Below are 24,935 nucleotides of genomic sequence, written 5' to 3' on the forward strand. Positions count from 1 at the left end.
CCGATTATCTGGCTGCAACCGCGCGCGATGGCCTCTGCCATTCCGGGTTTGTCCAAATCCACGGCGGGCTTTGGAATCTCGTGATCGACCCTCAGTCCGGAACACTCGAAGCCGCCATGCTCCGACGACACCCGCCGTCCGCACCGTCCTGAGTTATGAGCGGATGGTCATGCGGCGCCGTACTTCTCAGAACGGTGCATCCTCAGCTGCGTGGCAGGCCGTCGACCATCGAGGTCACCATGGTGCGCCATTGCGTGATGATCGTCTCGAGGTCGAGACCGACGACCTCGGTCAGGTGCTTGACGGCGGTGGCGCCGAGCGGCGTGAGCAGTGCGATCGCCGTCACCTCGACTGGATCCGGGAAACCCAACTGCCGCAGCAGGATCTGGATATGCATACTCGATGCGCGGGACACGGGATGGCTCCAGAACTCGGTGCCCGGTAGGTCTGCCTCGAGCAGGATGTCGAGGTGCGCCGCGTTCATCTTCAACCGCGCGGCGCCGTAGGCGAGGAGTCGTTCGAGGGGGTCGGCGCCCGGTCCGAGTGGCGCGGGGCCAGAGAGATAGGACTGCTGTAGCTCCGATTCGGAGTGGTCGAGGAGGGCGAACATCAACCCGGTTCGGCTACCGAACCGTCGGAACACGGTGCCCTTACCGACGCCTGCCTCGCGCGCGACCGCATCCATGGTGACCGCGGCGGCGCCGTGATTGTCGATCAGGTTTTTCGCTGCGGCCAGCAGCAATCGCCGATTACGTGCCGCGTCAGCGCGTTCGACGCTGTCGGGTTGGGTCAACTGCAGTGACCGTGGTCCTCCCTCGACCTCTTTACGCATGTGATGAGCCTAACGGTTGACGGATCCGCGCTGCGGAGCGAATCTCGGTGGAACAAATCGGACCACGGTCCGGTTTTACCCAACAAGTGTAGCGCCATGAAAAGGAGAAGTCTCGTGCCAGATCACGACATCACAGCACAGAACGCCAAGGTCACCGTCGCCGTGTTGGTCGGCAGCCTGAGGTCGGCATCGATCAACAAGCAGCTCGCCGAATCCGTGGTTCGTAATGCCCCCGCCGGTGTTGAATTCTCGGTGGTCGAGAACATCGGCCGTGTGCCGTTCTACAACGAAGACGTCGACTACGCGCCGGGTTCGACGGACGGCGTACTCGATCCCGAGGTCGTCGCGCTTCGGGAGCGGGTCGCCGCGGCTGATGCCGTGTTGATCGTCACGCCCGAGTACAACGGCTCGGCCCCTGCGGTGTTGAAGAACGCCATCGACTGGTTGTCCCGCCCGTACGGAACCGGCGCGCTGACCGGCAAGCCGGTCGGTGTCATCGGGGTCGCGCTTGGCCGTTTCGGAGGGACGTGGTCGCGTGAGGACATCCGCAAGTCGGTGAAGATCGCGGGTGGACAGGTCGTCGAGGAGGTGGAGTTCGGAGTGTCCGGAAGCCAGCTCGACGACTCGGGCCGACTTCCCGCCGAGGTCATCGGCGGTGCCGTCGACGCCGTGCGCGTACTGGGATCCGAGGTCGCGGTATCGGTATGAGGTAGTGATCGGTGAGGGTCTGTTGCGGCCGCCTGTGTCGGAAGAATCACAAAAGTGTGAGTTCCGAGCCGGGCGGCCGTCGCGTTTCGCAAGGCGACACGCCGGAGTTCACGATCGCGTAGGCCCGCGACCTGCGACTTTCATCGATGTCATTACAAGTTCTAGTGGTGCAACCAAATGTCAGACACAAGGTGTAGTGTTTGGAACACCAGCAAGGCCGACGACGAGGATCGCTTGCAACCCTCCGAGACGGCGGTGAGGTCGGTGACCTAGATCACTATCTTCACTCTGGAGAATCACTTGAGGCAGTACGACGTCACCACGACCGAGGAGCAATCTGATGGCCATCACCGTCTACACCAAGCCGGCCTGCGTGCAGTGCAATGCCACCTACAAGGCTCTCGACAAGCAGGGCATCGAGTACGAGGTCGTCGACATCACCCAGGATGCAGACGCTCGTGACTACGTCATGGCTCTCGGGTACCTGCAGGCGCCCGTCGTCGTCGCCGACGACGAGCACTGGTCGGGCTTCCGTCTCGACCGCATCAAAGCGTTGGCAACACGCGCAGCCTGAAGCCTTCGCATCACGATCCGAAGGGGAAGCCGGATCGAATGTCTCTCACAACATCGTCTTTTGAATCATCGTCTCTTGAATCACCATCTCTCACGTCACAGCCGTCTCGAACGTCTCCGTCTCTCGAGTCACCGCTGATCGTCTATTTCTCATCGGTGTCGGAGAACACTCATCGGTTCGTCGAGAAGCTGGGAATGCGCGCGGCGCGTATCCCGGTTCTCGACGGCGAGCGGTCCGGAGGTGCGGTATTCGAGGTCGACGAACCCTACGTCCTGATCTGTCCTACCTACGGCGGCGGCAAACCGTCGTCGACGGGAGGCAACGGTTTCGTGCCGAAGCAGGTCATCAAGTTCCTGAACAACACACACAATCGTTCGCTGATCCGTGGCGTCATTGCCGCGGGGAATACGAACTTCGGCGAGGAGTACTGTCTCGCCGGCGACATCATCTCGCGTAAGTGCTCGGTTCCGTATCTCTACCGATTCGAGCTCATGGGCACTTCTGACGACGTCGACCGCGTCCGCAGCGGTCTGGCCGACTTCTCGCGCAGCGACGCCTTCGTCGATCCCGAGACGGCAGCCAACGTCCGAGCCTGAGTGTCGGTACCGCCCGCTATCGTCTCGACCATCCGGCAACCTTTCCATCACCTCCACACGCATCCCACACTCCGAGGAGTTACACCGTGTCGCCTACCGCATCCGTCTCGGAAACCACCGTCCCAGACAGCACAACGTCGGCGAGCGTGTCGGGTGTGCACAACGGGCCTGCGGGCCACGACCCGGGCGAGCTCGACTATCACGCGCTCAACGCGATGCTCAACCTGTACGACGTCGACGGGAACATCCAGTTCGAGAAGGACCGCGAGGCTGCGCATCAGTACTTCCTGCAGCACGTCAACCAGAACACGGTGTTCTTCCACGATCTCGACGAGAAGCTCGACTACCTGCTCGAGGAGAACTACTACGAGCCGGAGGTACTCGCGAAGTACGATCGCGAGTTCGTAAAACTGCTCTTCGGGCATGCGTACGGTAAGAAGTTCCGCTTCCCGACGTTCCTCGGCGCGTTCAAGTACTACACGAGCTACACGCTCAAGACCTTCGACGGCAAGCGCTACCTCGAACGTTTCGAGGATCGCGTGTGCATGGTCGCGCTGACGCTCGCCGACGGCGACACGTCGTTGGCGCGCGCGCTGGTGGACGAGATCATCGAGGGGCGCTTCCAGCCGGCGACACCCACCTTCCTCAACTCGGGCAAGAAGCAGCGGGGCGAGCCGGTGAGCTGCTTCTTGCTGCGCATCGAAGACAACATGGAATCCATTGGGCGCGCGATCAATTCGGCGTTGCAGCTGTCCAAGCGCGGCGGCGGTGTTGCGCTTCTGCTGAGCAACATCCGCGAGCACGGCGCACCCATCAAGAAGATCGAGAACCAGAGTTCGGGCGTCATCCCGATCATGAAGCTCCTCGAGGACTCGTTCTCCTACGCCAATCAGCTCGGTGCGCGTCAGGGTGCCGGAGCGGTCTACCTGCACGCCCATCATCCCGACATCTACCGCTTCCTCGACACCAAGCGTGAGAACGCCGACGAGAAGATCCGCATCAAGACGTTGAGCCTCGGCGTGGTCATCCCCGACATCACCTTCCAGCTCGCCAAGAACAACGACGACATGTATCTGTTCAGTCCGTACGATGTCGAGCGCGTCTACGGGGTGCCGTTCGCCGACATCAACGTGACCGACAAGTATCACGAGATGGTCGAGGACCGTCGGATTCGTAAGACCAAGATCAAGGCGCGCGAGTTCTTCCAGACCCTTGCCGAGCTGCAGTTCGAGTCGGGCTATCCCTACATCATGTTCGAGGACACGGTGAATCGGGCCAATCCGATCGACGGGAAGATCACGCACTCGAACCTCTGCTCGGAGATCCTGCAGGTCTCGACACCGTCGACGTACAACGATGATCTCTCGTATTCCAGTGTCGGCAAAGACATCTCGTGCAATCTGGGTTCGCTGAACATCGCCAAGACGATGGACTCGCCCGATATCGGGCAAACCATCGACACGGCGATCCGTGGACTCACCGCAGTGAGCGACCAGACCGCGATCTCGTCGGTGCCGTCGATCGAGAAGGGCAACAACGACTCTCACGCGATCGGTCTCGGCCAGATGAACCTGCACGGATATCTGGCGCGGGAAAGGATCTTCTACGGCAGCGACGAAGGCATCGATTTCACCAATATCTACTTCTATACGGTGCTGTTCCACGCGCTGCGGGCGTCGAACGCCATCGCACGTGAACGCGGACGGTCGTTCGCGGGCTTCGAGAAGTCGAAGTATGCCAGCGGCGAGTTCTTCGACAAGTACACCGATCAGGTGTGGGAGCCCGCGACCGAGCGGGTACGAGAACTGTTCGCTGACGCCGAAATCGACATCCCCACGCAGGACGACTGGCGTGAGCTGAAGGCTGCCGTGCAGCGCGATGGTCTCTACAACCAGAACCTGCAAGCGGTTCCTCCAACGGGATCGATCAGCTACATCAATCATTCGACGAGCTCGATCCACCCGGTCGCGGCGAAGATCGAGATCCGCAAGGAAGGCAAGATCGGCCGCGTCTACTACCCGGCGCCGTACATGACCAACGACAACCTGGACTATTACCAGGATGCGTACGAGATCGGCTACGAGAAGATCATCGACACCTACGCCGCGGCGACCCAGCACGTCGACCAGGGGCTGAGCCTCACCTTGTTCTTCAAGGACACCGCGACCACGCGTGACGTCAACAAGGCGCAGATCTACGCCTGGCGCAAGGGAATCAAGACGCTGTACTACATCCGCCTGCGCCAGATCGCTCTCGAGGGCACCGAGGTGGAGGGCTGCGTCAGCTGCATGCTGTGACAGTCGTCTTCAGTTCCGAATCCCTGGCACAACCTTCTCCCGAGGAGACCCCATGACCTCCACCGAAAGCCACAGCCCCGCCGACGGCGCACCCATCAAGTTGGTGAGCCGGGTCTCGGCCATCAACTGGAACCGAGTGCCCGACGAGAAGGACGCGGAGGTGTGGGACCGCCTGACCGGCAACTTCTGGCTGCCCGAGAAAGTGCCCGTCTCCAACGACATTCCGTCATGGAACACATTGACCGCCTACGAGAAGCAACTCACGATGCGTGTGTTCACCGGTCTCACCCTGCTCGACACCATCCAGGGCACCGTCGGCGCCGTGTCGTTGATCCCCGACGCCACGACGCCGCACGAGGAGGCGGTACTGACCAACATCGCGTTCATGGAGTCGGTACATGCCAAGAGTTACAGCTCGATCTTCTCCACGTTGTGTTCCACCAAGGAGATCGACGAGGCGTTCAGGTGGTCGGAGGAGAACGAGCAACTGCAGCGCAAGGCGCAGATCGTCATGGACTACTACCGTGGCGACGACCCGCTCAAGCGCAAGGTGGCCTCGACGCTGCTCGAATCGTTCCTCTTCTACTCCGGCTTCTACCTTCCGATGTACTGGTCGAGTCGGGCGAAGCTGACCAACACCGCGGACCTCATCCGGTTGATCATCCGCGATGAGGCCGTACACGGCTACTACATCGGGTACAAGTACCAGCGCGGGTTGGAGACCCAAACGCCCGAGCGTCGACAGGAACTCAAGGACTACACCTTCGAGTTGCTGTTCGACCTGTACGACAACGAATCCGACTACACCGAAGCCCTCTACGACGAGGTCGGCCTCACCGAGGACGTCAAGAAGTTCCTGCGATACAACGCGAACAAGGCTCTGATGAATCTCGGCTACGAGGCCATGTTCCCCCGCGACGACATCGACGTGAATCCGGCGATCCTGTCGGCCCTGTCACCGAACGCCGACGAGAACCATGACTTCTTCTCCGGGTCGGGCAGCTCGTATGTCATCGGCAAGGCCGTCAACACAGAAGACGAGGACTGGGACTTCTGACCCGGTGGTCACTCCTGAATGAGTCGGTCGTAGAGGTCGCCCAGTTCGTCGACGGCCTCGGCGATGTCGCCGGGCGCCACACCTGACGCCCGCAATGCCGCCCGCAACGCCGTCCCGTCGAGGTCGATGAGCGGGTTGGTTCGCGGTGGCCGCGGGAGCGGCGGGAGTTGCGCGCGTGTTCCGAAGAAATCGACGCTACTGAATGTGTCGTGGTCGCCGCCGGCCGCGTCGCCGGGGCCTGCCTCACTGAGCGCTGGTGTGCCGTCGCCGAGGGCGTCGAGCAGCGACGGCAGATCGGTTCCCATGATCGTGAACAAGGTGACGGGGGAGCGGTCGATCTCGGCGGCCACTTCGTAGGCGACGGCGAGCACATGAATGCACCGGACGGCCTCGTCCGGGCAGGTGCACTCGGAGGCGACGTCGGCCGACTCTGTGGGGCCGAGCAACTCGCCGACGATCGGAGGTTGCTCGCCCCGCGCCACAGACATCACCTCTGCGACACCGTCGCGATCTCGGAGCAGGGCGGCGACGGTGGCGACGTCGACCGTGCGCATCGAGAGGATCACGTCGAATGGTTCGAGTTGGCTGCCCTCCACCGAGGCGGTCACCTGACCGGGCCGGATCGACAGGCGATGAACGTGGCGGTCGCGAAAGTATCGCCGTGCCTTGCTGATTCGGCGGCTGTCGGCCGACTCGGTGACCGAGCCGGTGCGTGGTCCGCCGTTGCTGTCGGTGATGTCGGTGCGACCCTCGACCACGTCGACGAAGGCGCGCGACCAGCGGGTGACCGCATATCCCCGCACCGGGACGGTGCCCCGACTCATCGTCCGAGCCTCGCTGCCCGTACCGCTTCCGCGTCCGAGGTCATTCGCTGACCGCCTCATCGCGGAGTCGGAAGAGGTCGAACAATTCGTCGTCGGCGAGGTCGCCGATCCAGTTCTCTCCGGCCGAGACCGTCAGGCGCGACAGTTCACGCTTCTTGGCGACCATGTCGTCGATGCGTTCCTCCAACGTGCCAACGCAGACGAATCGTCGGACGTGGACCCGCTGATGCTGTCCGATGCGGTAGGCGCGATCGGTGGCCTGGTCCTCGACGGCGGGATTCCACCAGCGGTCGACGTGGATCACGTGTGTGGCGGCGGTGAGATTGAGCCCGGTACCGCCCGCCTTGAGGGTGGCGACGAGGATCGGGGGCCCATCCGGTGCCGCGTGGTCGAGGGACCGGGGGCCGGTGTCGGTGCTGTGTTGTGCGTCGCCCTGAAAACGGGCGACCATACGGTCGCGTTCGCTGCGTCCGATCCCTCCGTGCAGCAACGGGATCGGGGTCTCGAGCTGTTCGGACAGCCACCCGGCCACCATCTCGCCGAAAGCTGCGAACTGAGTGAATACGAGCGCCTTGTCGCCGTCGGCGACAAGCGTGGTCGCGATGTCGCCGAGCAACTCGATCTTGCCGGAGCGGTGTCGATCCCGCCGCATCATCGGTGAGCCGTCGGCGAGGTAGTGCGCGGGATGGTTACACACCTGTTTGAGTCGCGTCAGCGCGGCGAGGACAGTGCGTCTGCGTAGTGCACGCCGCTGCTTGTCGCGCAGCGCGACCATGAGTTCGTCGATGATCGCCCGGTACAGCGCGGCCTGCTCGACGGTGAGATTGGCGCGCACCGTGATCTCGGTCTTCTCGGGGAGGTCGCTGATGATGGACGGGTCGGTTTTCTCTCTGCGCAGAATGAACGGCCTGGTGGCGCGGTTGAGTCGTCTGACTGCGTCGGGATCCCGATCTCGTTCGATGGGCTCGGCGAAACGGGCTCGGAACGTCGACGCCGAGCCGAGCAGCCCGGGGTTGACGAGATCGATCACCGCGCGAAGATCCTCGAGGCGGTTCTCGACGGGCGTACCGGTCAATGCGAGTCGATGGTGTGCGGGGATGGCGCGCAGCGCTCGGGCGGCCGCGGTGCGGACGTTCTTCACGTGCTGGGCCTCATCGACGACGAGACGCTGCCACGAGCGGGCAGCCAGTAGATCTCGGTCGCGGGTGGCGATCGCGAAGGTGGTGATCACGACGTCGGCGTCGGAGACCGCGGAGGCGAACGCGGCACTGCGCGCCCGGTCAGCACCGTGGTGGACATGGACACGAAGGTGTGGTGCGAAACGGTGCAGCTCGCGAGACCAGTTGCCCACCAACGACATCGGACACACCACCAACGTCGTCACCTGGTTTGTCGACTGTGTGGTCTCTCGCTCGGTGCACAGCAGCGCGATCACCTGGACGGTCTTGCCGAGGCCCATGTCGTCGGCGAGTACGCCCCCGATGCCCAGGGTGCTCAGGTAGACCAACCACTCGAGACCGCGTTGCTGATAGGGGCGCAACTCGGCCAACAGCCCCGACGGTGCGGCCACGGGCGTCGGTCGCAGTGGTGAGCCGTCGGCGACGTCGTCGAGCCAGCCGAGTCCGCGGACGGAGGTGACGGGGACGGGCAGTGTGCCTGCGGTGTCGGTCACCAGGCCGAACAGTTCGCCCATGTCGGCCGGCTCGCCGGATCCGCGCAGGGCCCGCTGGGTTCGGATGAACGTGGCGGCACGCGTCAGTGCAGAACCCTCCGCGCGCATCCACACGCCGCGCACACGCACGAGATCGCCTTTTTGCCTCGATAACTCATCGAGGTCGGAGTCGGTCAGGGTGATCGCGTCAGGGCCGTCGCCGAGAGCGAGGCGCCACTCGAACTCGCGCATCTCTCGCAGGCCGACCATGCGTGCGGGTGCGCCACCGCCCGGTACCGGAGCGGCGCGCAGGCCCAGGGATGGCCGCACATCGGCGATCGTGCGCGGCAGGAGCACGGGGAAACCGGCGTCGGCGAGCAGGGCGGTGCCGGACTCGAGTAGCCGTTCGACGCTGTCTGTCGACAACAGGAAATCGAGGGTGGTGCGGTCGGGGTCGGCCTTGGCGAGTTCGCCGAAAGCACGCACCGCAGCAGCGAGTTCGGTGGTCACCTGGTCGAGATCATGAGAGTCGAGACGATGCGGCACAACGGGTTCGGTGTGACCGTCGGGCGCTCGGCGGCACACCTGGAGTCGCCAGCGAGGTTCGGGGGGAGGGTCGTCGGTCCAGGCTCCGAAGGCGTCGTCGGACTCGGGCAGGTCATCAGGTTCGAAGAGTCGGAATAACAGCAGCGATTCGTCCTGCGGGGCACTGCCCGCCCACTGGCTCCAAGCGGTGTGCGCCGCGGGCCTGCGCGCGGCTTCGGGCGCGGCGGCGTCGCCGATCAGAGCAGCGATCACCGGTGTCGACGGTCGTGCAGGACCCAGACGCACCGCCGAATCGGCCAGGCGAGCGCGACATTCGTGGTCGACGAGCTCGCCCGCGAAGTCGGCGAGCGACTCGGCTCCGCCGTTATGCGTCAGGGCATCGGGTGCGCCGGAAGTGACCACCGTCATCCATGTCCGCCACCCCGTCGTGGGGATCGGCGTCCAGCGGACGAGGGTCTCACCGGCGAGATCTGTGATGACGGGTGCCACCGATCCCGCCGCAACGAACCGGCGCACGCCGTCGAGCATCATCCGGTACCACCGCACGTCGCCGGCGACCGCTGTCGATCGGGATGCGTCGAGCACGGCGACGGCAGACGACGTGCCGAGCGTGATCGCAGCGACGAAGTCGCGCCGCCCGCCGCCTCCGATGACGCCGATGTCGCGGCGAAAACGCTTGCCCGCCAACAACGGGGCGACACCCTCCGGTAGCGACGCGGCCGCGTCGAGCCAGATGGCCATGCCGACCCCGGGCCGCCAGAGCGTGTGCCACCCCGGTGCGGAGCGGACTTCACGCACGGCTGTCATCCCTCGAGATTAACGACCGGTCCCGACACGACCGGGCCGGAGTGACAGATGCCGCGCACGGTGGCGCCACACGCGCCACACTGGTCGCATGACTACGTCGCAGTTCGGATCGGGGTCTGCTCATTTTCCATCGATTCCGACCACCTCGGAGGGCCCGGCCACACAATCGGAGGCGCTGGCCGCGGGGCCCACGAGATACGACACCACCGAGGGATCGCTGGGCAAGGCGGCGCGCAAGAGAGTTCCGCGGACATCGCTGGGCGACTGGGATCCGTCGCGGCGGGGACACGATGCGCTGGAGACCGTGCTGTCGCAGAACGCGATTCGCGACCAGCGGCTCGTTCCGATGCGGCACGGGAGGATGTCGGCGTCGCCCTGGACCTATTACCGCGGTGCCGCAGCGGTGATGGCGGCCGACCTCGCCTCGCGACCCAACACCGGTATCCACGTCCAGATGTGCGGCGACGCCCACGTACTGAACTTCGGCATGTGGAATACGCCCGAGCGGACTCTCGCCTTCGACCTCCGCGACTTCGACGAGACACTGCCGGGGCCCTTCGAATGGGATCTGCTGCGCTTCCTCACGAGCCTCGTCGTCCTCGCGCGCGACAACGGTGTCGACGAGCAGACGGCAGTCGAGGCGGTGCGAGCCGGGTTCACCGGATACCGGGAATCCATCGCCACATATGCGCGATCGCCGATCCTCGACGTGTGGTCGGCGACGGTATCGGCCGATGATCTCGCCGGCTATCTCGCTCCCGAGGAGGGTGCGCAGCTCGACAAGTACATCACCAAGCGCGCGGAGAAGCGGAGCAACAGGGGAGCGTCGAAGAAGTTCACGCACCTCGTCGACGGCCGGCGCGTGATCATCGAGGACCCCCCGTATCGGGTGCATGCGCTGTCCGACTTCGACGACGTCCTCAATGACGTTCTCGTGAGCTATTACGGGTCGGTCCAGGAGAACATCGCCGCATTGCTACGCCGGTTCGATTTCGTCGACGTGGTGCAGCAGGTCGTCGGCGTCGGCAGTGTGGGTATGCGGGTCTACCTCGCGCTCACCGAGGAGCACCAGACCGGTGACCCGCTCTTCTTCCAGATCAAGCAGGCGGCGCCATCGGTGTACGAGAAGTTCCTGGGGCCCAGCGTGTATCCCAATCACGGTCAGCGTGTCGTCGACGGCCAGCGGCTGATCCAGAGCGCATCGGATGCTTTCCTCGGTTGGTCGTCGATTCGGGACTGGGACTTCTATGTTCGGCAGTTCCGCGACGGGAAGGTCATTCCCGACGGCAAGTCGATCGCACCCCGACTGGCGGTCTTCGGCACGGCATGCGGCCACGTTCTCGCCCGCGCCCATGCGCGCAGTGGCGACGCCCGTGCCATCGACGAGTACTTCGGCAAGTCCGACAAGCCCGAGGAAGCGGTGGTCGGGTTCGCGCGGGCTTACGCCGATCAGACCGAACGCGATCACGCCCAGCTCGTTGCTGCGATCGGCGACGGGAGCGTCGAGTCTGCTCCGGGTTGGCCGTGAGCGGATCGGGCCCTACCCCTGTCTCTGCCCCGGGCTCACCGGCCGCCATGTCAGGTGGCTGTCACCTCACCTCGGTGAGTCGTCCGGTAGCGACGTCGAACACGAATCCGCGCAGCGAACTCGTCTTGGTGACGAACGGGCTGTTGCGGATGCGCGCGAGCGACTGTCGCACGTCATCCTCTACGTCGGCGAACGATTCCGGTGCCCATTCGGGCTTCTGCCCGATCTCGCGCTGGATGTCATGCGTGAACTGGTCGTCGGTGACGGTCATGGACCGAGAGTCGCCGATGTGGGCGGCATCAGTAACCCTTGCGATCAGCCTGGGCAGATCGGGCAGTCAGTAGCTGCCCGAGTTGCCGTTCAGTGAGCCCTTGATGTCATTCAGCACGAGCCACGCGGCAGCCAGCCCCGAAGTGCGGTACCAGACGTCGTCATCGACGATGAGGACCCGCTTCCAGGTGGGTGCTCCCATGTCCAGCCAGCGATCACTGAGCAGAACCTCTTTGCCGTGAGCAAGTCCCGCAGAACCCTCGAACGACACATAGATCAGGTCGGCATCGGCGTCTTTGAAATTCTTGTCGGTCAGGACCGTGGTGCCGGGAGTGCGCTGCGCTGCAGGACGCTGAACCCCCACGGTCGACAGGATCTGGCCTGCGAAGCTGTCGGTACCCGCGAGGACTTCTGAGTCGCTTCCGAAACGGACGAGCGAGACCTGCGAGTGCGCGGCGTCCATGCGCGTGCCTGTCTTGCGGGCTTCGGTGTCGAACTCGTCGAGCAGTCGTGGGCCCTGGGACTTCCGTCCCAGCGCGTCGGCGACCGCGGTGAACTGCGTGCGCCAGTCACCCGGTTCGACGGTGGCCACCCTCGCGGCTCCGAATGCCTTCGCCGCGGCCGCGGTCTCGGGGGTCGTCAGTATGACGTCGGGTGCTGCGGCGCTGACGGCTGTGGCGTCGGGCGAATCGCCGATTGTCGGCACAGCGGTCAACTGCGGACCCAGGTAGGCGGGAATGCTGCCCGGCCCGCTGGTCACGGCAACGACCTTGGAACCGACGCCGAGGGCACAGATGGCGTCGAGCAACGCAGGGTCGGTGACGACGATTCGATTGACGTCGCCCTGCGGATCGTCGGACGGCGTCGGTGCAAGGCATGTCTTGCTGTAATCACGATCGGGGGAGACCACGTTGACGTCGGCGATGCGCGTCGTCGACGTGCTGATCGTCTTTCCATCCGGTGTCGTCAACGCCGTGTTGTCGTCGGAGCACCCCGACATCCCGATCGCGAGCGCACCCGCCACGACGATGGCGCCGAGGTACCCGCCAACTCCGCGCGTACGACCCCTGCCGTGTGGACTCTGCTTCCCGCCTGACACGCAGATCAACCTAGCACCGCCGAACGGGTGTCCCCGGTGGCAGACCGCCGACGGCCACCGGACGTCGGCGCAGGGGCCTCAAGACGCCGTACGACACGTCGTGTCGAGACTGAAATACGGCCCCTGACGTGAGGTTTTCGGGTACCTCGCAGAATTTGTACGACAGATCGTAGGACCCACTCGGCCCAGCCGGGTCCAAGGGTCTACGATTGGTAACCAGCGCTCGGTGTGTTCATTGCCAGCGGTAGTTTTTCGTTCGTTGCCGTCCCGAGCTCACGGTCGGTTAGAGGAGGATCTGTGACCGCGGTAGACCAGCCCACAACCCATGTGGCTCCTGCGCGCCCGTACCCTGCGCGCTACCAGCCCAAGGGTTCATTCATCTACAAGCTGATCACCACAACCGATCACAAGTTGATCGGCATGATGTACATCACCGCCTGCTTCGCGTTCTTCCTGATCGGTGGCCTGATGGCGCTGCTCATGCGCGCCGAGTTGGCTCACCCGGGCATGCAGTTCCTGTCGACGGAGCAGTTCAACCAGCTCTTCACGATGCACGGCACCGTGATGCTCCTGATGTACGCGACACCGATCGTCATCGGCTTCGCCAACTTCGTCCTACCGCTGCAGATCGGTTCGCCCGACGTCGCGTTCCCGCGTCTGAATGCGTTCGGCTTCTGGCTGTTCGTGTTCGGGTCGACCGTCGCGATCGGCGGCTTCCTCACCCCCGGCGGTGCCGCCGACTTCGGCTGGACCGCCTACACCCCGCTGACCGACGCCGTGCACTCGCCCGGTGTCGGTGCGGACCTGTGGATCATGGGTCTCGGTGTGTCCGGTCTGGGCACCATCCTGGGCGCGGTCAACATGGTCACGACCGTCGTCTGTCTGCGTGCTCCCGGCATGACCATGTTCCGCATGCCGATCTTCACCTGGAACATCCTGGTGACCAGCGTCCTGATCCTGCTGATCTTCCCGTTGCTGACCGCTGCTCTGCTCGGCCTCGAGGTCGACCGTCAGTTCGGTGCACACCTCTACGACCCCGCCAACGGGGGCGTGATCCTCTGGCAGCATCTGTTCTGGTTCTTCGGACACCCCGAGGTGTACGTCATCGCTCTGCCATTCTTCGGCATCGTGTCCGAGGTCTTCCCGGTCTTCAGTCGTAAGCCGATCTTCGGTTACTCCGGACTGGTCTATGCAACGCTTGCGATCGCGGCGCTGTCGGTGGCCGTCTGGGCCCACCACATGTACGTGACCGGTGCGGTGCTCCTGCCCTTCTTCTCGTTCATGACATTCCTCATCGCCGTGCCGACAGGTGTGAAGTTCTTCAACTGGATAGGCACGATGTGGAAGGGAAACATCACGTTCGAGACGCCGATGCTGTTCTCCGTCGGCTTCATCGTGACCTTCCTCTTCGGTGGCCTCACCGGTGTGCTGCTGGCCAGCCCGCCTCTCGACTTCCACCTCTCCGACAGCTACTTCGTCGTCGCGCACTTCCACTACGTGCTCTTCGGCACCATCGTGTTCGCCACCTACGCCGGCATCTACTTCTGGTTCCCGAAGATGACCGGACGCATGCTCGACGAGCGACTCGGCAAGTGGCACTTCTGGCTGACGTTCATCGGTTTCCACACCACGTTCCTGGTGCAGCACTGGCTGGGTAACGAGGGCATGCCGCGTCGCTACGCCGATTACCTCCCGTCCGACGGGTTCACCCGCCTGAACGAGATCTCGACCGTCGGCGCGTTCATCCTCGGACTCTCGACGCTGCCGTTCCTGTGGAACGTCTTCAAGAGCTACCGCTACGGCGAGGTCGTGACCGTCGACGACCCGTGGGGCTTCGGCAACTCGCTCGAGTGGGCGACCAGTTGCCCGCCGCCGCGTCACAACTTCACCGAGCTGCCCCGCATCCGGTCGGAGCGTCCGGCGTTCGAGCTGCACTATCCGCACATGGTCGAACGCATGCGTGCGGAAGCACACGTCGGCGGCGGCCACGGCCACGAGAGCAGGGTGGCCGAGGATATCCGACGCGAGCCGCTGACCACCGGCAGCCACGAGGCATCCGGGGACCGCGACCGCTGATCGCCCACCTCACATCGCTTCGATGGTGAAACCCACACCGGTCCTCATCACGGTCACCGGTCCGGACAAACCTGGCGTCACCTCCGTCCTGATGGGCGCGCTGGCGGCGCAGCAGGTGAGCCTGCTCGACGTCGAACAGGTGGTCATCAACGACCGCCTGACCCTCGGGGTCATGGTGTCCACCGACACCGATCCCGAAGGAGTGCAGGACGTCGTCGAGCAGGCCATGGGATCGATCGGCATGGACGTCATCGTCGAGGTCGGTGGAACGCCTGCCGGACACCGACCGTCGACGCACGCTGTGGTGTTGCTCGGAAGTCCGGTGACGGCCAAGGCGTTTCGCGCGGTCGCCGCCGAACTCGCAGGGCAGGGCGGCAACATCGACTCCATCCGGGGCGTCGCCGACTATCCGGTGACCGGACTCGAACTGATGGTCAGTGTCGGTGGGCGCAACAGCGTGGCTGCCGACGCCGACCTGCGGAAGGGATTGGCGAGCGTTGCCGCCCGCCACGGTGTCGACATCGCTGTCGAGCGAGGCGGCTTGGCGCGCCGCGCCAAGCGTCTCGTCGTCTTCGACGTCGACTCGACGCTCATCCAGGGCGAGGTCATCGAGATGCTCGCGGCGCACGCCGGCCGCGAGGCCGAAGTCGCCGCGGTAACCGAGGCGGCGATGCGCGGCGAGCTCGACTTCGCCGAGTCCCTTCGTGAACGCGTTGCTGCGCTCGAAGGCCTCGACGCACGGGTTCTCGACGACGTCGCGGCCTCGCTGCAGCTCACCCCCGGCGCACGCACCACCATTCGCACGCTGCACCGCATGGGTTACCGATGCGGCGTCGTCTCGGGCGGATTCCGCCAGGTGATCGACGGTCTCGCCCACGACCTCGAACTCGATTTCGTCCGGGCCAACACTCTCGAGGTGGTCGACGGCAAGCTGACCGGGCGCGTGATCGGCGAGATCATCGATCGGCCCGGCAAAGCACGAGCGCTGCGCGCGTTCGCCGACCAGGTGGGCGTGCCGATGGAGCAGACCATCGCAGTCGGCGACGGCGCCAACGACATCGACATGCTCTCGGTCGCAGGGCTCGGGATCGCCTTCAACGCCAAACCCGCGCTCCGCGAGGTGGCCGACGCAGCGCTCAGCCGTCCGTTTCTCGACGCGGTGCTGTTCATCCTCGGCGTGACCCGCGACGAGATCGAAGCCGCCGACGCCGCGGACGGGGTTCTGCGGCGCGTTCCGTTGCCATGACCTCCGAAGAGCCCGACGCGTCATTCTCCCCGGCAGACCGGTCGGGCATCGGAGACGATGGTGGTGAGGTCCGCTTCGAGGACTCGTATCGCCGTCTCGTCGAGTATGTGGGCGGCGCCGAGGATCCGGCCGATCCCGCCGACGTGCTCGCCATGCAGATGGTGTTGCGGATCGAGAAATCCGACCCGCCCGAGCGAACCGAATTGTTGACCGCCGCCGCCCGAGCCGTCGCGCTGCTGTGCCTCGACGACCGAGCCGGCGGCGACGGTCCGTGGGCAGAGCCGATGACCGCCTGGTGTGACGCGCGCATCCGCAAGATCGCCCGACGAGCACGTGGCGCACATTGGCTTGCGGCACAAGAGGTCTCAGGGGTTACGGCGACCGAGGGAACTGCGCAGGCGCGGGCATTTGTCCCGGGCAGGGTCGGCGACGTCGACCGCCGGATCTCACGCCTGCAGATCGGTGGCACGGAGGTCGACGGTACGTTGCCATCGGCGCCCGTCGGGTCCGGCGTGCGATTGTGGGTGAACCCCGAGCTGGAGATGACGGTCGGCAAGCTCGCAGCGCAGGTGGGCCACGGGTCGATGCTGGCCGTCAAGCTTCTCGACGAGGCGTCGGCGCACCGGTGGCGCGACGCGGGATGCCCCCTGCAGGTCTGTCTCGCCGATCGCGATCGGTGGAGTGAACTGCTCGTCGCCGACGTGCATGCGCGAGCCATCGCGGTCCGTGACGCCGGTTTCACCGAGATAGCGCCCGGATCGGTCACCGTGATCGCGGATGTGGTCGGTACATGAGCGACGCGTCCCGACTCCCGGATTGGGCAGCGTCGCTCGACCTGACGCCTCACCCCGAGGGCGGCTGGTACCGCGAGACGTGGCGCAGCGACGTCGAGATCCCCGCAGCCGCGCTGCCTGCTGCCTACGGCGACGGCCGGGCAGCCGCGACGGCGATCTACTTCCTGCTGCTGCCCGGTGAGCAGTCGGCGTGGCACACGGTGCGCGGCGCCGAGGTCTGGCTGTTTCATCGTGGCGCTCCGCTGGAACTCGACCTCGGAGGCGGCGAAGACGAGCCTCGCGAGGTCGACACGATCACCGTGGGTCCCGACATCGAGTCGGGGCATCGTCCACAGGCACTCGTACCGCCGGGGCACTGGCAGCGTGCACGGGCCGTCGGCGACCACGCGTCGCTCGTCAGTTGTGTTGTCGCACCTGGCTTCGACTTCGCTGACTTCGCGCTCCTCGAGCCACGACCGTAGACGCGCGGATCACGCTCTCGACGTCACGCTTTCGACGTCACGCGCTCGGCGTCACTGCTGTCGTGGGGGACTCGCTTGGCGATCTCACCCACGCCGATGGAGTACCAGCGGGCCGCGGCGCGCGGGTCCTCGTCGTAGCGCCGGTACCAGCGCGCCGCGAAGGCGGGCAGCCGCTCGTAGAAGGGGTCATGGTTGGGCGCCTGTGACCGGACGAGTCCGACGACCATCTCGATCATGTCTCGTAGCGGGACGTCGGCGTAGGTGGTGTCGTACTCGTCGTGTGTGCGGTTGAAGCGTCTGACCGCCGCGATCGACCTGAGAGTGACGCCCGCAGGGATGAGTTCTGCGAACTCGCCGCCTTCGCCGACGGGCACGTGTGCCCGGAACCCTTCGCCGACGATTCTGAGCACCTCGTTCATGTGCTTGACCACCCCGGCGATGGTCCTGAGCCGGTAGAGGTAACTGTCGTGAACGGCGTCGTACACGTTCAGTGCGGAGCTGCGGTGCTCCATCTCCTCGACGAAATGCCAGATGAACAACGATGACACCCGCTCGTCGCCGGGCTCGAACAGTTTGTCGTCGTGGTCGAGGAACACTCGGAAGTAGGGTGTGAACGTTGCTTCGACCACGGCCGCGTAAGCCAATCGCCAGGCCAGAGGTTTGGTTTCGAGCAGCCGATCGTAGGAGGCGGTGACCTCGTCCATCGTCTCCTTGAGACCCGGCCACCGTCGGATGAGAGCACGCAGGTGGGCGAGATGGGCAGCCGTGTGCTGCCCCTCCTGCTTGATGTAGTCGGTTGCTTCGTCGACCATCTCCGGATCGCGTATGAGCGGCAGCGCTTCTCGCGTCGACGCGACGATCAGCTTCTCGAATCCGGGCGCGAAGAACGACACGACGTTGCATTGCATCGCGAAAGCGGGACGCTGGGGATGCCAGTTGAAGGGGATGTCATCCCCGGCGAGATCGAACCTGACTCTGCGCACCTTGAGGTCGGACATCGGCGCTCCTCTCCACGGCCGGTACGTGGCATACGACGATGTGTTCGTCATCACGATCACGCACCAGCTTGATCATACACAAAACTCTTGTGTGTATGACCAAGCTGCGCCGAGCGGAGAAAGGGAGTGTGCTCAGACCGCCGTTTCTGACGGCCTCAGCGCGGGCGCGAGATGGCCAAGAGTGCTCAGCCACACGTCCCGGTCGGGAGCAATCGACGCCACGATGAGCTCATCGGCACTCGCGTGGCCGGCAAACCAGTCGAGGTAGTCGCGCACCTCGGCGGGGGTACCGACGCCCGCGTAGGTCAGCATCGAATCGATCTGTCTGCCCTGAGGCATTTCGAGGATCGTGTCGGCCTCGTCGTCGGTGAACTGTCGGCCACCACGTCCGAGTAGAGCGGTGACCCGTTGGCGCTTGGCCTGCCGGAGCTGCGCCGCTGCGACATCGGGGTCGTCGTCGGCGATCGCGCAGACGCCTGCGATGACGTACGGCTCGGCGAGCGACTCCGACGGCTGGAACTGGTCACGGTAGAGCGCAACGGCCTCGGTGAGGGCCTGCGGCGCGAAGTGCGACGCGAACGCGTAGGGCAAACCCAGCGCGGCGGCGAGCTGCGCTCCGAACAACGAGGAACCGAGAATGTACAGCGGCACATCGGTGCCGGCGCCCGGGGTCGCCTGGATTCCGGGTATGCGCGACTCGCCGCGTAGGTACCCCTGCAGCTCAAGGACGTCGGACGGGAACCGGTCGGCCGATGCGATGTCGCGACGTAGCGCCGTGAAGGTCTGCTGGTCGGTGCCGGGGGCGCGCCCGAGACCGAGATCGATGCGGCCGGGATGGAGTTCGGCCAGGGTGCCGTACTGCTCGGCGATCGTCAGCGGCGCGTGATTGGGGAGCATCACCCCGCCGGCGCCAAGCCGGATCGTCGAGGTGTGGGCAGCGATGTGTGCAATGAGAACGGCGGGCGCCGACGACGCGATCGAGCGCATGTTGTGGTGCTCGGCGTACCAGATCCTGCGGTAGCCCCACTGTTCGGCCCTGGTGGCCATTTCTGTTGAGGCAGCCAGGGATTGGGCGACGGTTTCGTCGCGGCCGACCTGGGCAAGGTCGAGTATGGACAGATCAACGGACATACTTAGGGCAAGGAGCGCGACGTCGAAGGTATTCCCCGGATGACCGCATTTCGGTACGAGCGAACACGTCGGCGTCCCGGTGCGTGCGAAGTCTGTGTCCGGCATCCGGGAGGTCGCCGAGTAGGGCACGATGGGACGGGTGAGTGATACTGCATCCTCGGACCCGGACCTGCTCATCGATTTTCGCGATGTGACCCTCGTACGTGGCGGCAAGACGCTCGTCGGGCCCATCGACTGGCAGGTGGAGCTCGACGAACGCTGGGTCATCATCGGGCCGAACGGGGCGGGTAAGACGTCGTTGCTGCGGATGGCCGCGGCCGAACTCCACCCGACGTCGGGAACCGCTTACCTACTCAACGAGGAATTGGGTCGTGTGGAGGTTCGAGAACTGTCCACAAGGATCGGCGTGAGCAGTCCGGGTCTCGCCGACCGCGTTCCCGACGACGAGGTCGTCAGCGACGTCGTGATCTCGGCGGGCTATTCGGTGATCGGCCGGTGGCGCGAGGACTACGACGACGTCGACCGTGCACAGGCCGTTGAATCCCTGGAGTCCATGGGCGCCGAGCATCTCGCCGACCGGAGATTCGGCACGCTCTCGGAGGGGGAGCGCAAGCGGGTGCTGATTGCCCGCGCGCTGATGACCGACCCTGAACTCCTACTCCTCGACGAGCCCGCCGCGGGCCTCGACCTCGGTGGCCGCGAGGAACTCGTCGACCGTTTGTCGATCCTCGCGCAGGATCCCGACGCGCCCGCCACGGTGCTGATCACCCATCACGTGGAGGAGATCCCGCCGGGCTTCACCCACGCGATGTTGCTGTCGGAGGGCGGTGTCGTCGCACAAGGTCTGCTCGGGGATGTGCTGACGAGCAAGAACCTCTCCGACACCTTTCGTCAACAGATCACCCTCACCAGGGACGGTTCACGGTTCTTCGCGCGTCGTTCGCGGCGAGCCGGATCCCACCGACGTGCCGCCGGGTAGCACCGATAGTGTCGATCCGGTGACGCGGACCACAGGTCGGGATGTCACTGTTCGCGCCGCTGTGGCGGCGAGGTGGGTTGGCACGAGAGCAGGAGGTCGACATGACCGGTACGGATAGCGCGACAACCGGAGCGGAGTCGGTTGCGCCGTTGCGTGATGCCGCAACGGTGGTGCTGGTCCGCGACGGCGGTGACACCGGCAGCGGTGGAATCGAGGTCTTCCTCCAGCGTCGCGTCAAACAAATGGCTTTCGCCGGTGGCGTGACCGTCTTTCCCGGCGGGGGCGTCGACACACGGGATGCCGACGCCGATCTCGCATGGAGCGGACCGGACCCGACGTGGTGGGCGCAGCAGTTGGGAACAACCGACGAACTGGCTCAGGCCCTCGTCTGCGCTGCGGTGCGTGAAACCTTCGAGGAGTGTGGCGTGCTGCTGGCCTCACGATCGGACGGCTCGTTCGCCGACCCGACGACCCTGCGCGACGAGCGCCGAAAGTTGGTCGACAAGACGATCTCGTTCGCCGAATTCCTCCGCGCCCACGATCTCACGCTGCGCGCCGACCTTTTGCGTCCTCTCGCTCACTGGATCACGCCGAAGAACGAGAAGAGACGCTACGACACTCGCTTCTTCCTCGCGGCCATGCCGGAGGGGCAGATCGCCGACGACGCGACATCGGAGGCCGACGTGGCGCGCTGGGTGGGTGCCGCCGATGCACTCACGGCATGGTCGGACGGCAAGCACTTTCTGCTGCCGCCCACGTGGACGCAGCTCACGGAGGTCGCACGCTTCGACGCCGTCGACGACCTGCTGGCGGCGCCGCGGACCATCGAGCCGATCGAACCCGACGTCAGTGCAGGGCAGCAGGGGCTGCGGGGATTGAGCTTTGCTGGGTCGGAGCGCTACTTCGCGAGCCTCTCCGACCACGCTGTGCCCGACATCAAACTCTGAGGCAGCGACCTCGGCGCGATACCCAGAACTTCCCTCAGCGGTCGAGGTCGACGACGTCCGGGTCGCCGGAGTCGCGGGTGGCGTCAGACTGGTCGATCTCGTCCCGGTCTGCCCATTCGAGGAGTGTGTCGATCCGGTAGGCGACGTCGTCGATCTCCGCATGGAGGTCGCCGATCTCGGCGAATCGCGCGGGCATCGTTGCGATGGTGAAGTCGTCGGGCGAGACGTCGTCGATCTCCGACCACCCGATGGGGGCCGAGACCGTTGCACGTGGATTGCCGCGCACGGAGTATGCCGCGGCCATGGTGTGGTCGCGGGTGTTCTGGTTGTAATCGATGAACAGTGCGGCGGGGTCGCGGTCCTTACGCCACCACGTCGTGGTGGCCTCGGTGGGTGCGCGGCGCTCCACTTCGCGTGCGAAAGCCTGTGCGGCGCGGCGCAATTGAGTGAAGCTCCACTCCGGTTCGATTCGCACATAGATGTGCATGCCCCGCCCGCCGGATGTCTTGGGGAAACCGCGAACGCCGAGTTCGTCGAGAACCTCGTGCGCGATGTGCGCGACCCGCTGCACGCGCTCAAAGGTGCACTCGGGCATGGGGTCGAGGTCGATGCGCCACTCGTCGGGCAGTTCGGGGTCCGAGCACCGTGAGTTCCAGGGGTGGAACTCGACGGTCGACATCTGCACCGCCCAGATGACGCTGCCCAGTTCGGTCACACACAATTCGTCGGCGGTGCGGCCGTACCGCGGGAAGTAGATCTCGGTGGTCTGCAACCAGTCCGGGGCGCCCGCAGGCACCCGCTTCTGGTGCACCTTCTTGCCATCGACACCCTTGGGAAACCTGTGCAGCATGCACGGCCGATAACGCAGCGCGCGGACGATACCCTCGCCGACGGACATGTAGTACTCCGCGAGATCGAGTTTGGTCTCGCCACGGTCGGGGAAGTAAGTGCGATCAGGACTTGACAGGCGAATCGTACGTGTCCCGACCGTGAGTTCGACGGATTCACCCGCCGAGGAGCCGGAGGGCGGCGAGGGTGCCATGCACCAACTGTAGGTCGGTGTTGAGTGCGGTGTCCCACATCACGCGCGGTCATCCTCGGACGGTAGCCTTCGACACATGCCTGAGTTCGTGACCCTCGAGACCTCTGACGCCCATCCGGGAGTGGGAACCATCCTGCTCAACCGGCCCCCGATGAATGCCTTGAACCGCCAGGTCCAGACAGAACTGGAGGCCGCAGCACGCGAGGCGACCGACCGCTCCGACATCAAGGCAGTCGTCGTCTACGGCGGGCCCAAGGTGCTGGCCGCGGGGGCGGACATCAAGGAGATGACCGACATGACCTTCGCCGAGATGTCGAAGGTGGCGGGTCGTCTGCAGCGCGCACTCGGTTCGATCTCCGAGATCCCCAAGCCGACAGTTGCTGCGATCACCGGCTACGCGCTCGGTGGCGGGCTCGAGGTGGCGCTCGGAGCCGACCGTCGCATCGCGGGCGACAACGCCAAGCTCGGCGTGCCCGAGGCGCTGCTCGGCGTGATTCCCGGAGGCGGCGGAACCCAGCGGCTGGCGCGGCTCGTCGGCCCGGCCAAGGCCAAGGACATGATCTTCACCGGCAGGTTCGTGGGGGCCGAGGAAGCGCTGGCGATCGGTCTGGTCGATGAGGTCGTCGCTCCCGACGAGGTCTACAACGCTGCGCTCGCGTGGGCCGGACAGTTCCGCAACGCGGCGACCGTGGCGCTTGCAGCAGCCAAGAAGTCCGTGGACCAGGGCCTGGGTGTCGACCTCGCGACGGGATTGAAGATCGAGGAGCAGCAGTTCGCGGCTCTCTTCGCCACCGAGGACCGCAAGATCGGTATGGATTCCTTCATCGCGAACGGCCCGGGCAAGGCTCAGTTCACTGGGAAGTGATCGGGGACCTCCCGTTGACGCCGGGTAGGGTTCAACGGCAACGTGACGTTACCGGCGGGTAAGGCCCCGCTGTCGTGACGACACAGGACGAGGCTGTCGTGACGACACAGGACGAGGCTGTCGTGACGACACAGCACAGCGTGAAATTAGGAGATCCATGACCACCACGGAAAACGAGTCGGCAGCCGATCACGTCGACCCGGCACCCAATCCGCACGCGACGGAGGAGCAGGTCAAGGCCGCGCTCGCCGACACCAAGCTCGCGCAGGTGCTCTACCACGACTGGGAGGCCGAGACCTACGACGAGAAGTGGTCGATCAGCTTCGACGAACGGTGCATCGACTACGCGCGCGGCAGGTTCGACGCCGTGGCCGCCGACGAGACGCTGCCCTATCAGCGGGCGATGGAGCTCGGCTGTGGCACAGGATTCTTCCTGCTCAATCTGATGCAGTCGGGTGTCGCGAAGAAAGGATCGGTCACCGATCTGTCGCCGGGCATGGTCAAGGTGGCGCTGCGCAACGCCGAGAATCTCGGACTCGACGTCGACGGCCGCGTCGCCGATGCCGAACGGATTCCCTACGACGACAACACCTTCGACCTCGTCGTCGGTCACGCCGTGCTGCATCACATCCCCGACGTCGAGCAGGCGTTGAGTGAAGTGCTCCGTGTGCTCAAGCCGGGCGGCCGTTTTGTGTTCGCCGGCGAGCCGTCGACGATCGGCGATTTCTACGCGCGCTGGATGAGTCGCGCCACCTGGTGGGCCACCACCAACATCACCAAGCTGGGTCCGCTCAAGGCGTGGCGTCGACCGCAGGAGGAACTCGACGAGTCGTCGCGCGCGGCAGCACTCGAGGCCGTCGTCGACATCCACACTTTCGATCCCGACGAGTTGGCCGACATCGCGCGCTCGGCGGGGGCCGCCCGGGTCGAGACCGCGACCGAGGAGTTGGCCGCCGCGATGCTCGGCTGGCCGGTACGTACCTTCGAGGCTGCCGTGCCGTCGGAGAAGCTCGGTTGGGGGTGGGCTGGATTCGCCTTCGGCGGATGGAAGCGCATGACCTGGCTCGACGAGAATGTGCTGCGTAAGGTCGTGCCGCCGAAATACTTCTACAACGTCGTAGTAAGCGGCTACAAGCCCGTGTGATCGCTGGGGGCACCACCCAACCGCGTGCGACAGGTTACGCGAATCGCGTGTCGATCTGTGGGTCATACAGTCGGTAACCGAGTCGGTGCATCACGTCGATGATCGCGTTCGCGTGCTCGTCCTCCCAGCCGTAGCCGGTGTACTGGACCAGTTGGTCTCCGATCCACACGTCGAAAGCCGGTACGCCGTCGGCTTCGGCTTCGGGGGCTGGAGGATCTGCCCGTCCCAACGCCAGCCGGGCAGGGCATCAGCGAAGGTCGCCACGATCAGTTCGCGATCCACGGCGTCGATTCCGGTCACGGGCTGATCGGCGATCAGCCGCGGGTAGACACCGCGGGGATCGAGCGCGTCGCCACCGGCCCAGAATACGAAGTCGTAACTCATAGATTTAGAATACTAAACTAACGGGGGTCGGCCGAGCCCGCATCCGCGACCGCGCACGTGATCGCTTCGCGGCGCGGTG

At 65.0% G+C, this 24,935-nt stretch carries 22 protein-coding genes and 1 pseudogene; 14 read left to right on the forward strand and 9 right to left on the reverse strand.

The features are described 5' to 3' along the window. Positions 1–202: 202 nt before the first annotated feature. Positions 203–832: a TetR/AcrR family transcriptional regulator gene (locus tag GOACH_RS11290; RefSeq protein WP_005174641.1), complete on the reverse strand. Its 630-nt coding sequence runs from the start codon at positions 830–832 to the stop codon at positions 203–205. Positions 833–946: 114 nt separating this feature from the next. On the opposite strand from GOACH_RS11290, the gene GOACH_RS11295 reads away from it, so the two are divergent. The 5 genes from GOACH_RS11295 to nrdF all read left to right on the forward strand — a co-directional run bounded on the left by GOACH_RS11295 (position 947) and on the right by nrdF (position 6,064). Further along, positions 947–1,540, forward strand: a complete 594-nt coding sequence (locus tag GOACH_RS11295) for an NADPH-dependent FMN reductase (RefSeq protein WP_005174643.1) — start codon at positions 947–949, stop codon at positions 1,538–1,540. 340 nt (positions 1,541–1,880) lie between these two features. Continuing rightward, positions 1,881–2,114 (forward strand): glutaredoxin-like protein NrdH, encoded by a 234-nt coding sequence (gene nrdH, locus GOACH_RS11300; protein ID WP_005174646.1) that lies wholly within the window; start codon positions 1,881–1,883, stop codon positions 2,112–2,114. Positions 2,115–2,152: 38 nt separating this feature from the next. Then, positions 2,153–2,710: a class Ib ribonucleoside-diphosphate reductase assembly flavoprotein NrdI gene (gene nrdI, locus GOACH_RS11305; protein ID WP_373279086.1), complete on the forward strand. Its 558-nt coding sequence runs from the start codon at positions 2,153–2,155 to the stop codon at positions 2,708–2,710. Between the two features lie 86 nt (positions 2,711–2,796). Further along, the gene (gene nrdE, locus GOACH_RS11310; protein WP_005174652.1) at positions 2,797–5,007 is read left to right on the forward strand and encodes a class 1b ribonucleoside-diphosphate reductase subunit alpha; all 2,211 of its coding nucleotides are present in this window, start codon (positions 2,797–2,799) and stop codon (positions 5,005–5,007) included. A 52-nt stretch (positions 5,008–5,059) separates the two neighbouring features. After that, positions 5,060–6,064, forward strand: coding sequence for a class 1b ribonucleoside-diphosphate reductase subunit beta (gene nrdF / locus GOACH_RS11315; protein WP_005174658.1), 1,005 nt, complete (start codon positions 5,060–5,062; stop codon positions 6,062–6,064). Positions 6,065–6,072: 8 nt separating this feature from the next. Here the strand turns inward: nrdF and GOACH_RS11320 are convergent, their stop codons facing one another. Continuing rightward, a complete protein-coding gene (locus tag GOACH_RS11320) occupies positions 6,073–6,888 on the reverse strand; it encodes an SWIM zinc finger family protein (RefSeq protein ID WP_005174660.1) in 816 nt (271 codons plus the stop codon). 40 nt (positions 6,889–6,928) lie between these two features. After that, complete coding sequence (locus tag GOACH_RS11325) at positions 6,929–9,892, reverse strand: DEAD/DEAH box helicase (RefSeq protein WP_005174662.1); 2,964 nt, start codon at positions 9,890–9,892, stop codon at positions 6,929–6,931. Between the two features lie 88 nt (positions 9,893–9,980). Between GOACH_RS11325 and GOACH_RS11330 the strand changes: the two genes are divergently transcribed. Further along, positions 9,981–11,420: a DUF2252 domain-containing protein gene (locus tag GOACH_RS11330; protein WP_005174665.1), complete on the forward strand. Its 1,440-nt coding sequence runs from the start codon at positions 9,981–9,983 to the stop codon at positions 11,418–11,420. Between the two features lie 61 nt (positions 11,421–11,481). Here GOACH_RS11330 and GOACH_RS11335 read toward each other — a convergent pair. Beyond that, a pseudogene (locus tag GOACH_RS11335) lies at positions 11,482–11,688 on the reverse strand (carbonic anhydrase); the annotation flags it as partial. 69 nt (positions 11,689–11,757) lie between these two features. Next, entirely contained in the window at positions 11,758–12,798 is a 1,041-nt protein-coding gene (locus GOACH_RS11340) for an ABC transporter substrate-binding protein (RefSeq protein WP_005174668.1), read from the reverse strand. A 288-nt stretch (positions 12,799–13,086) separates the two neighbouring features. On the opposite strand from GOACH_RS11340, the gene ctaD reads away from it, so the two are divergent. The 4 genes from ctaD to GOACH_RS11360 are packed head-to-tail and all read left to right on the forward strand — an operon-like array spanning position 13,087 to position 17,366. Further along, the gene (gene ctaD, locus GOACH_RS11345) at positions 13,087–14,865 is read left to right on the forward strand and encodes an aa3-type cytochrome oxidase subunit I (protein WP_005174669.1); all 1,779 of its coding nucleotides are present in this window, start codon (positions 13,087–13,089) and stop codon (positions 14,863–14,865) included. 22 nt (positions 14,866–14,887) lie between these two features. Further along, complete coding sequence (gene serB / locus GOACH_RS11350; RefSeq protein ID WP_005174671.1) at positions 14,888–16,111, forward strand: phosphoserine phosphatase SerB; 1,224 nt, start codon at positions 14,888–14,890, stop codon at positions 16,109–16,111. Beyond that, positions 16,108–16,905 (forward strand): aminoacyl-tRNA hydrolase, encoded by a 798-nt coding sequence (locus GOACH_RS11355; protein WP_005174673.1) that lies wholly within the window; start codon positions 16,108–16,110, stop codon positions 16,903–16,905. The genes serB and GOACH_RS11355 overlap by 4 nt, the downstream gene beginning before the upstream one ends. Continuing rightward, a complete protein-coding gene (locus tag GOACH_RS11360) occupies positions 16,902–17,366 on the forward strand; it encodes a cupin domain-containing protein (RefSeq protein ID WP_005174676.1) in 465 nt (154 codons plus the stop codon). Before GOACH_RS11355 ends, GOACH_RS11360 begins: the two co-directional genes overlap by 4 nt. Positions 17,367–17,389: 23 nt before the next feature. Here the strand turns inward: GOACH_RS11360 and GOACH_RS11365 are convergent, their stop codons facing one another. Continuing rightward, positions 17,390–18,364: a metal-dependent hydrolase gene (locus GOACH_RS11365; RefSeq protein WP_005174678.1), complete on the reverse strand. Its 975-nt coding sequence runs from the start codon at positions 18,362–18,364 to the stop codon at positions 17,390–17,392. A 132-nt stretch (positions 18,365–18,496) separates the two neighbouring features. Next, the gene (locus GOACH_RS11370; protein WP_005174680.1) at positions 18,497–19,495 is read right to left on the reverse strand and encodes an LLM class flavin-dependent oxidoreductase; all 999 of its coding nucleotides are present in this window, start codon (positions 19,493–19,495) and stop codon (positions 18,497–18,499) included. Positions 19,496–19,625: 130 nt separating this feature from the next. Between GOACH_RS11370 and GOACH_RS11375 the strand changes: the two genes are divergently transcribed. Both GOACH_RS11375 and GOACH_RS11380 read left to right on the forward strand, forming a co-directional pair. Continuing rightward, a complete protein-coding gene (locus GOACH_RS11375; protein ID WP_005174682.1) occupies positions 19,626–20,474 on the forward strand; it encodes an ABC transporter ATP-binding protein in 849 nt (282 codons plus the stop codon). Positions 20,475–20,575: 101 nt separating this feature from the next. Beyond that, a complete protein-coding gene (locus GOACH_RS11380) occupies positions 20,576–21,421 on the forward strand; it encodes an NUDIX hydrolase (RefSeq protein WP_005174684.1) in 846 nt (281 codons plus the stop codon). Positions 21,422–21,455: 34 nt separating this feature from the next. Here GOACH_RS11380 and ligD read toward each other — a convergent pair whose 3' ends face one another. Next, positions 21,456–22,463 carry a non-homologous end-joining DNA ligase gene (gene ligD, locus GOACH_RS11385; RefSeq protein ID WP_005174687.1) on the reverse strand — a complete coding sequence of 336 codons (1,008 nt, stop codon included), beginning with the start codon at positions 22,461–22,463 and terminating at the stop codon, positions 21,456–21,458. Between the two features lie 76 nt (positions 22,464–22,539). Here ligD and GOACH_RS11390 point away from each other — a divergent pair, with 76 nt between their 5' ends. Next, the gene (locus tag GOACH_RS11390) at positions 22,540–23,328 is read left to right on the forward strand and encodes an enoyl-CoA hydratase/isomerase family protein (RefSeq protein WP_005174689.1); all 789 of its coding nucleotides are present in this window, start codon (positions 22,540–22,542) and stop codon (positions 23,326–23,328) included. Positions 23,329–23,485: 157 nt separating this feature from the next. After that, positions 23,486–24,472: a class I SAM-dependent methyltransferase gene (locus tag GOACH_RS11395; protein ID WP_005174690.1), complete on the forward strand. Its 987-nt coding sequence runs from the start codon at positions 23,486–23,488 to the stop codon at positions 24,470–24,472. 90 nt (positions 24,473–24,562) lie between these two features. Here GOACH_RS11395 and GOACH_RS23730 read toward each other — a convergent pair whose 3' ends face one another. Further along, positions 24,563–24,856 (reverse strand): hypothetical protein, encoded by a 294-nt coding sequence (locus tag GOACH_RS23730; protein WP_157227674.1) that lies wholly within the window; start codon positions 24,854–24,856, stop codon positions 24,563–24,565. Between the last annotated feature and the right edge of the window lie 79 nt (positions 24,857–24,935).

The sequence above is a fragment of the Gordonia aichiensis NBRC 108223 genome, assembly GCF_000332975.1.
GTDB lineage: Bacteria > Actinomycetota > Actinomycetes > Mycobacteriales > Mycobacteriaceae > Gordonia > Gordonia aichiensis.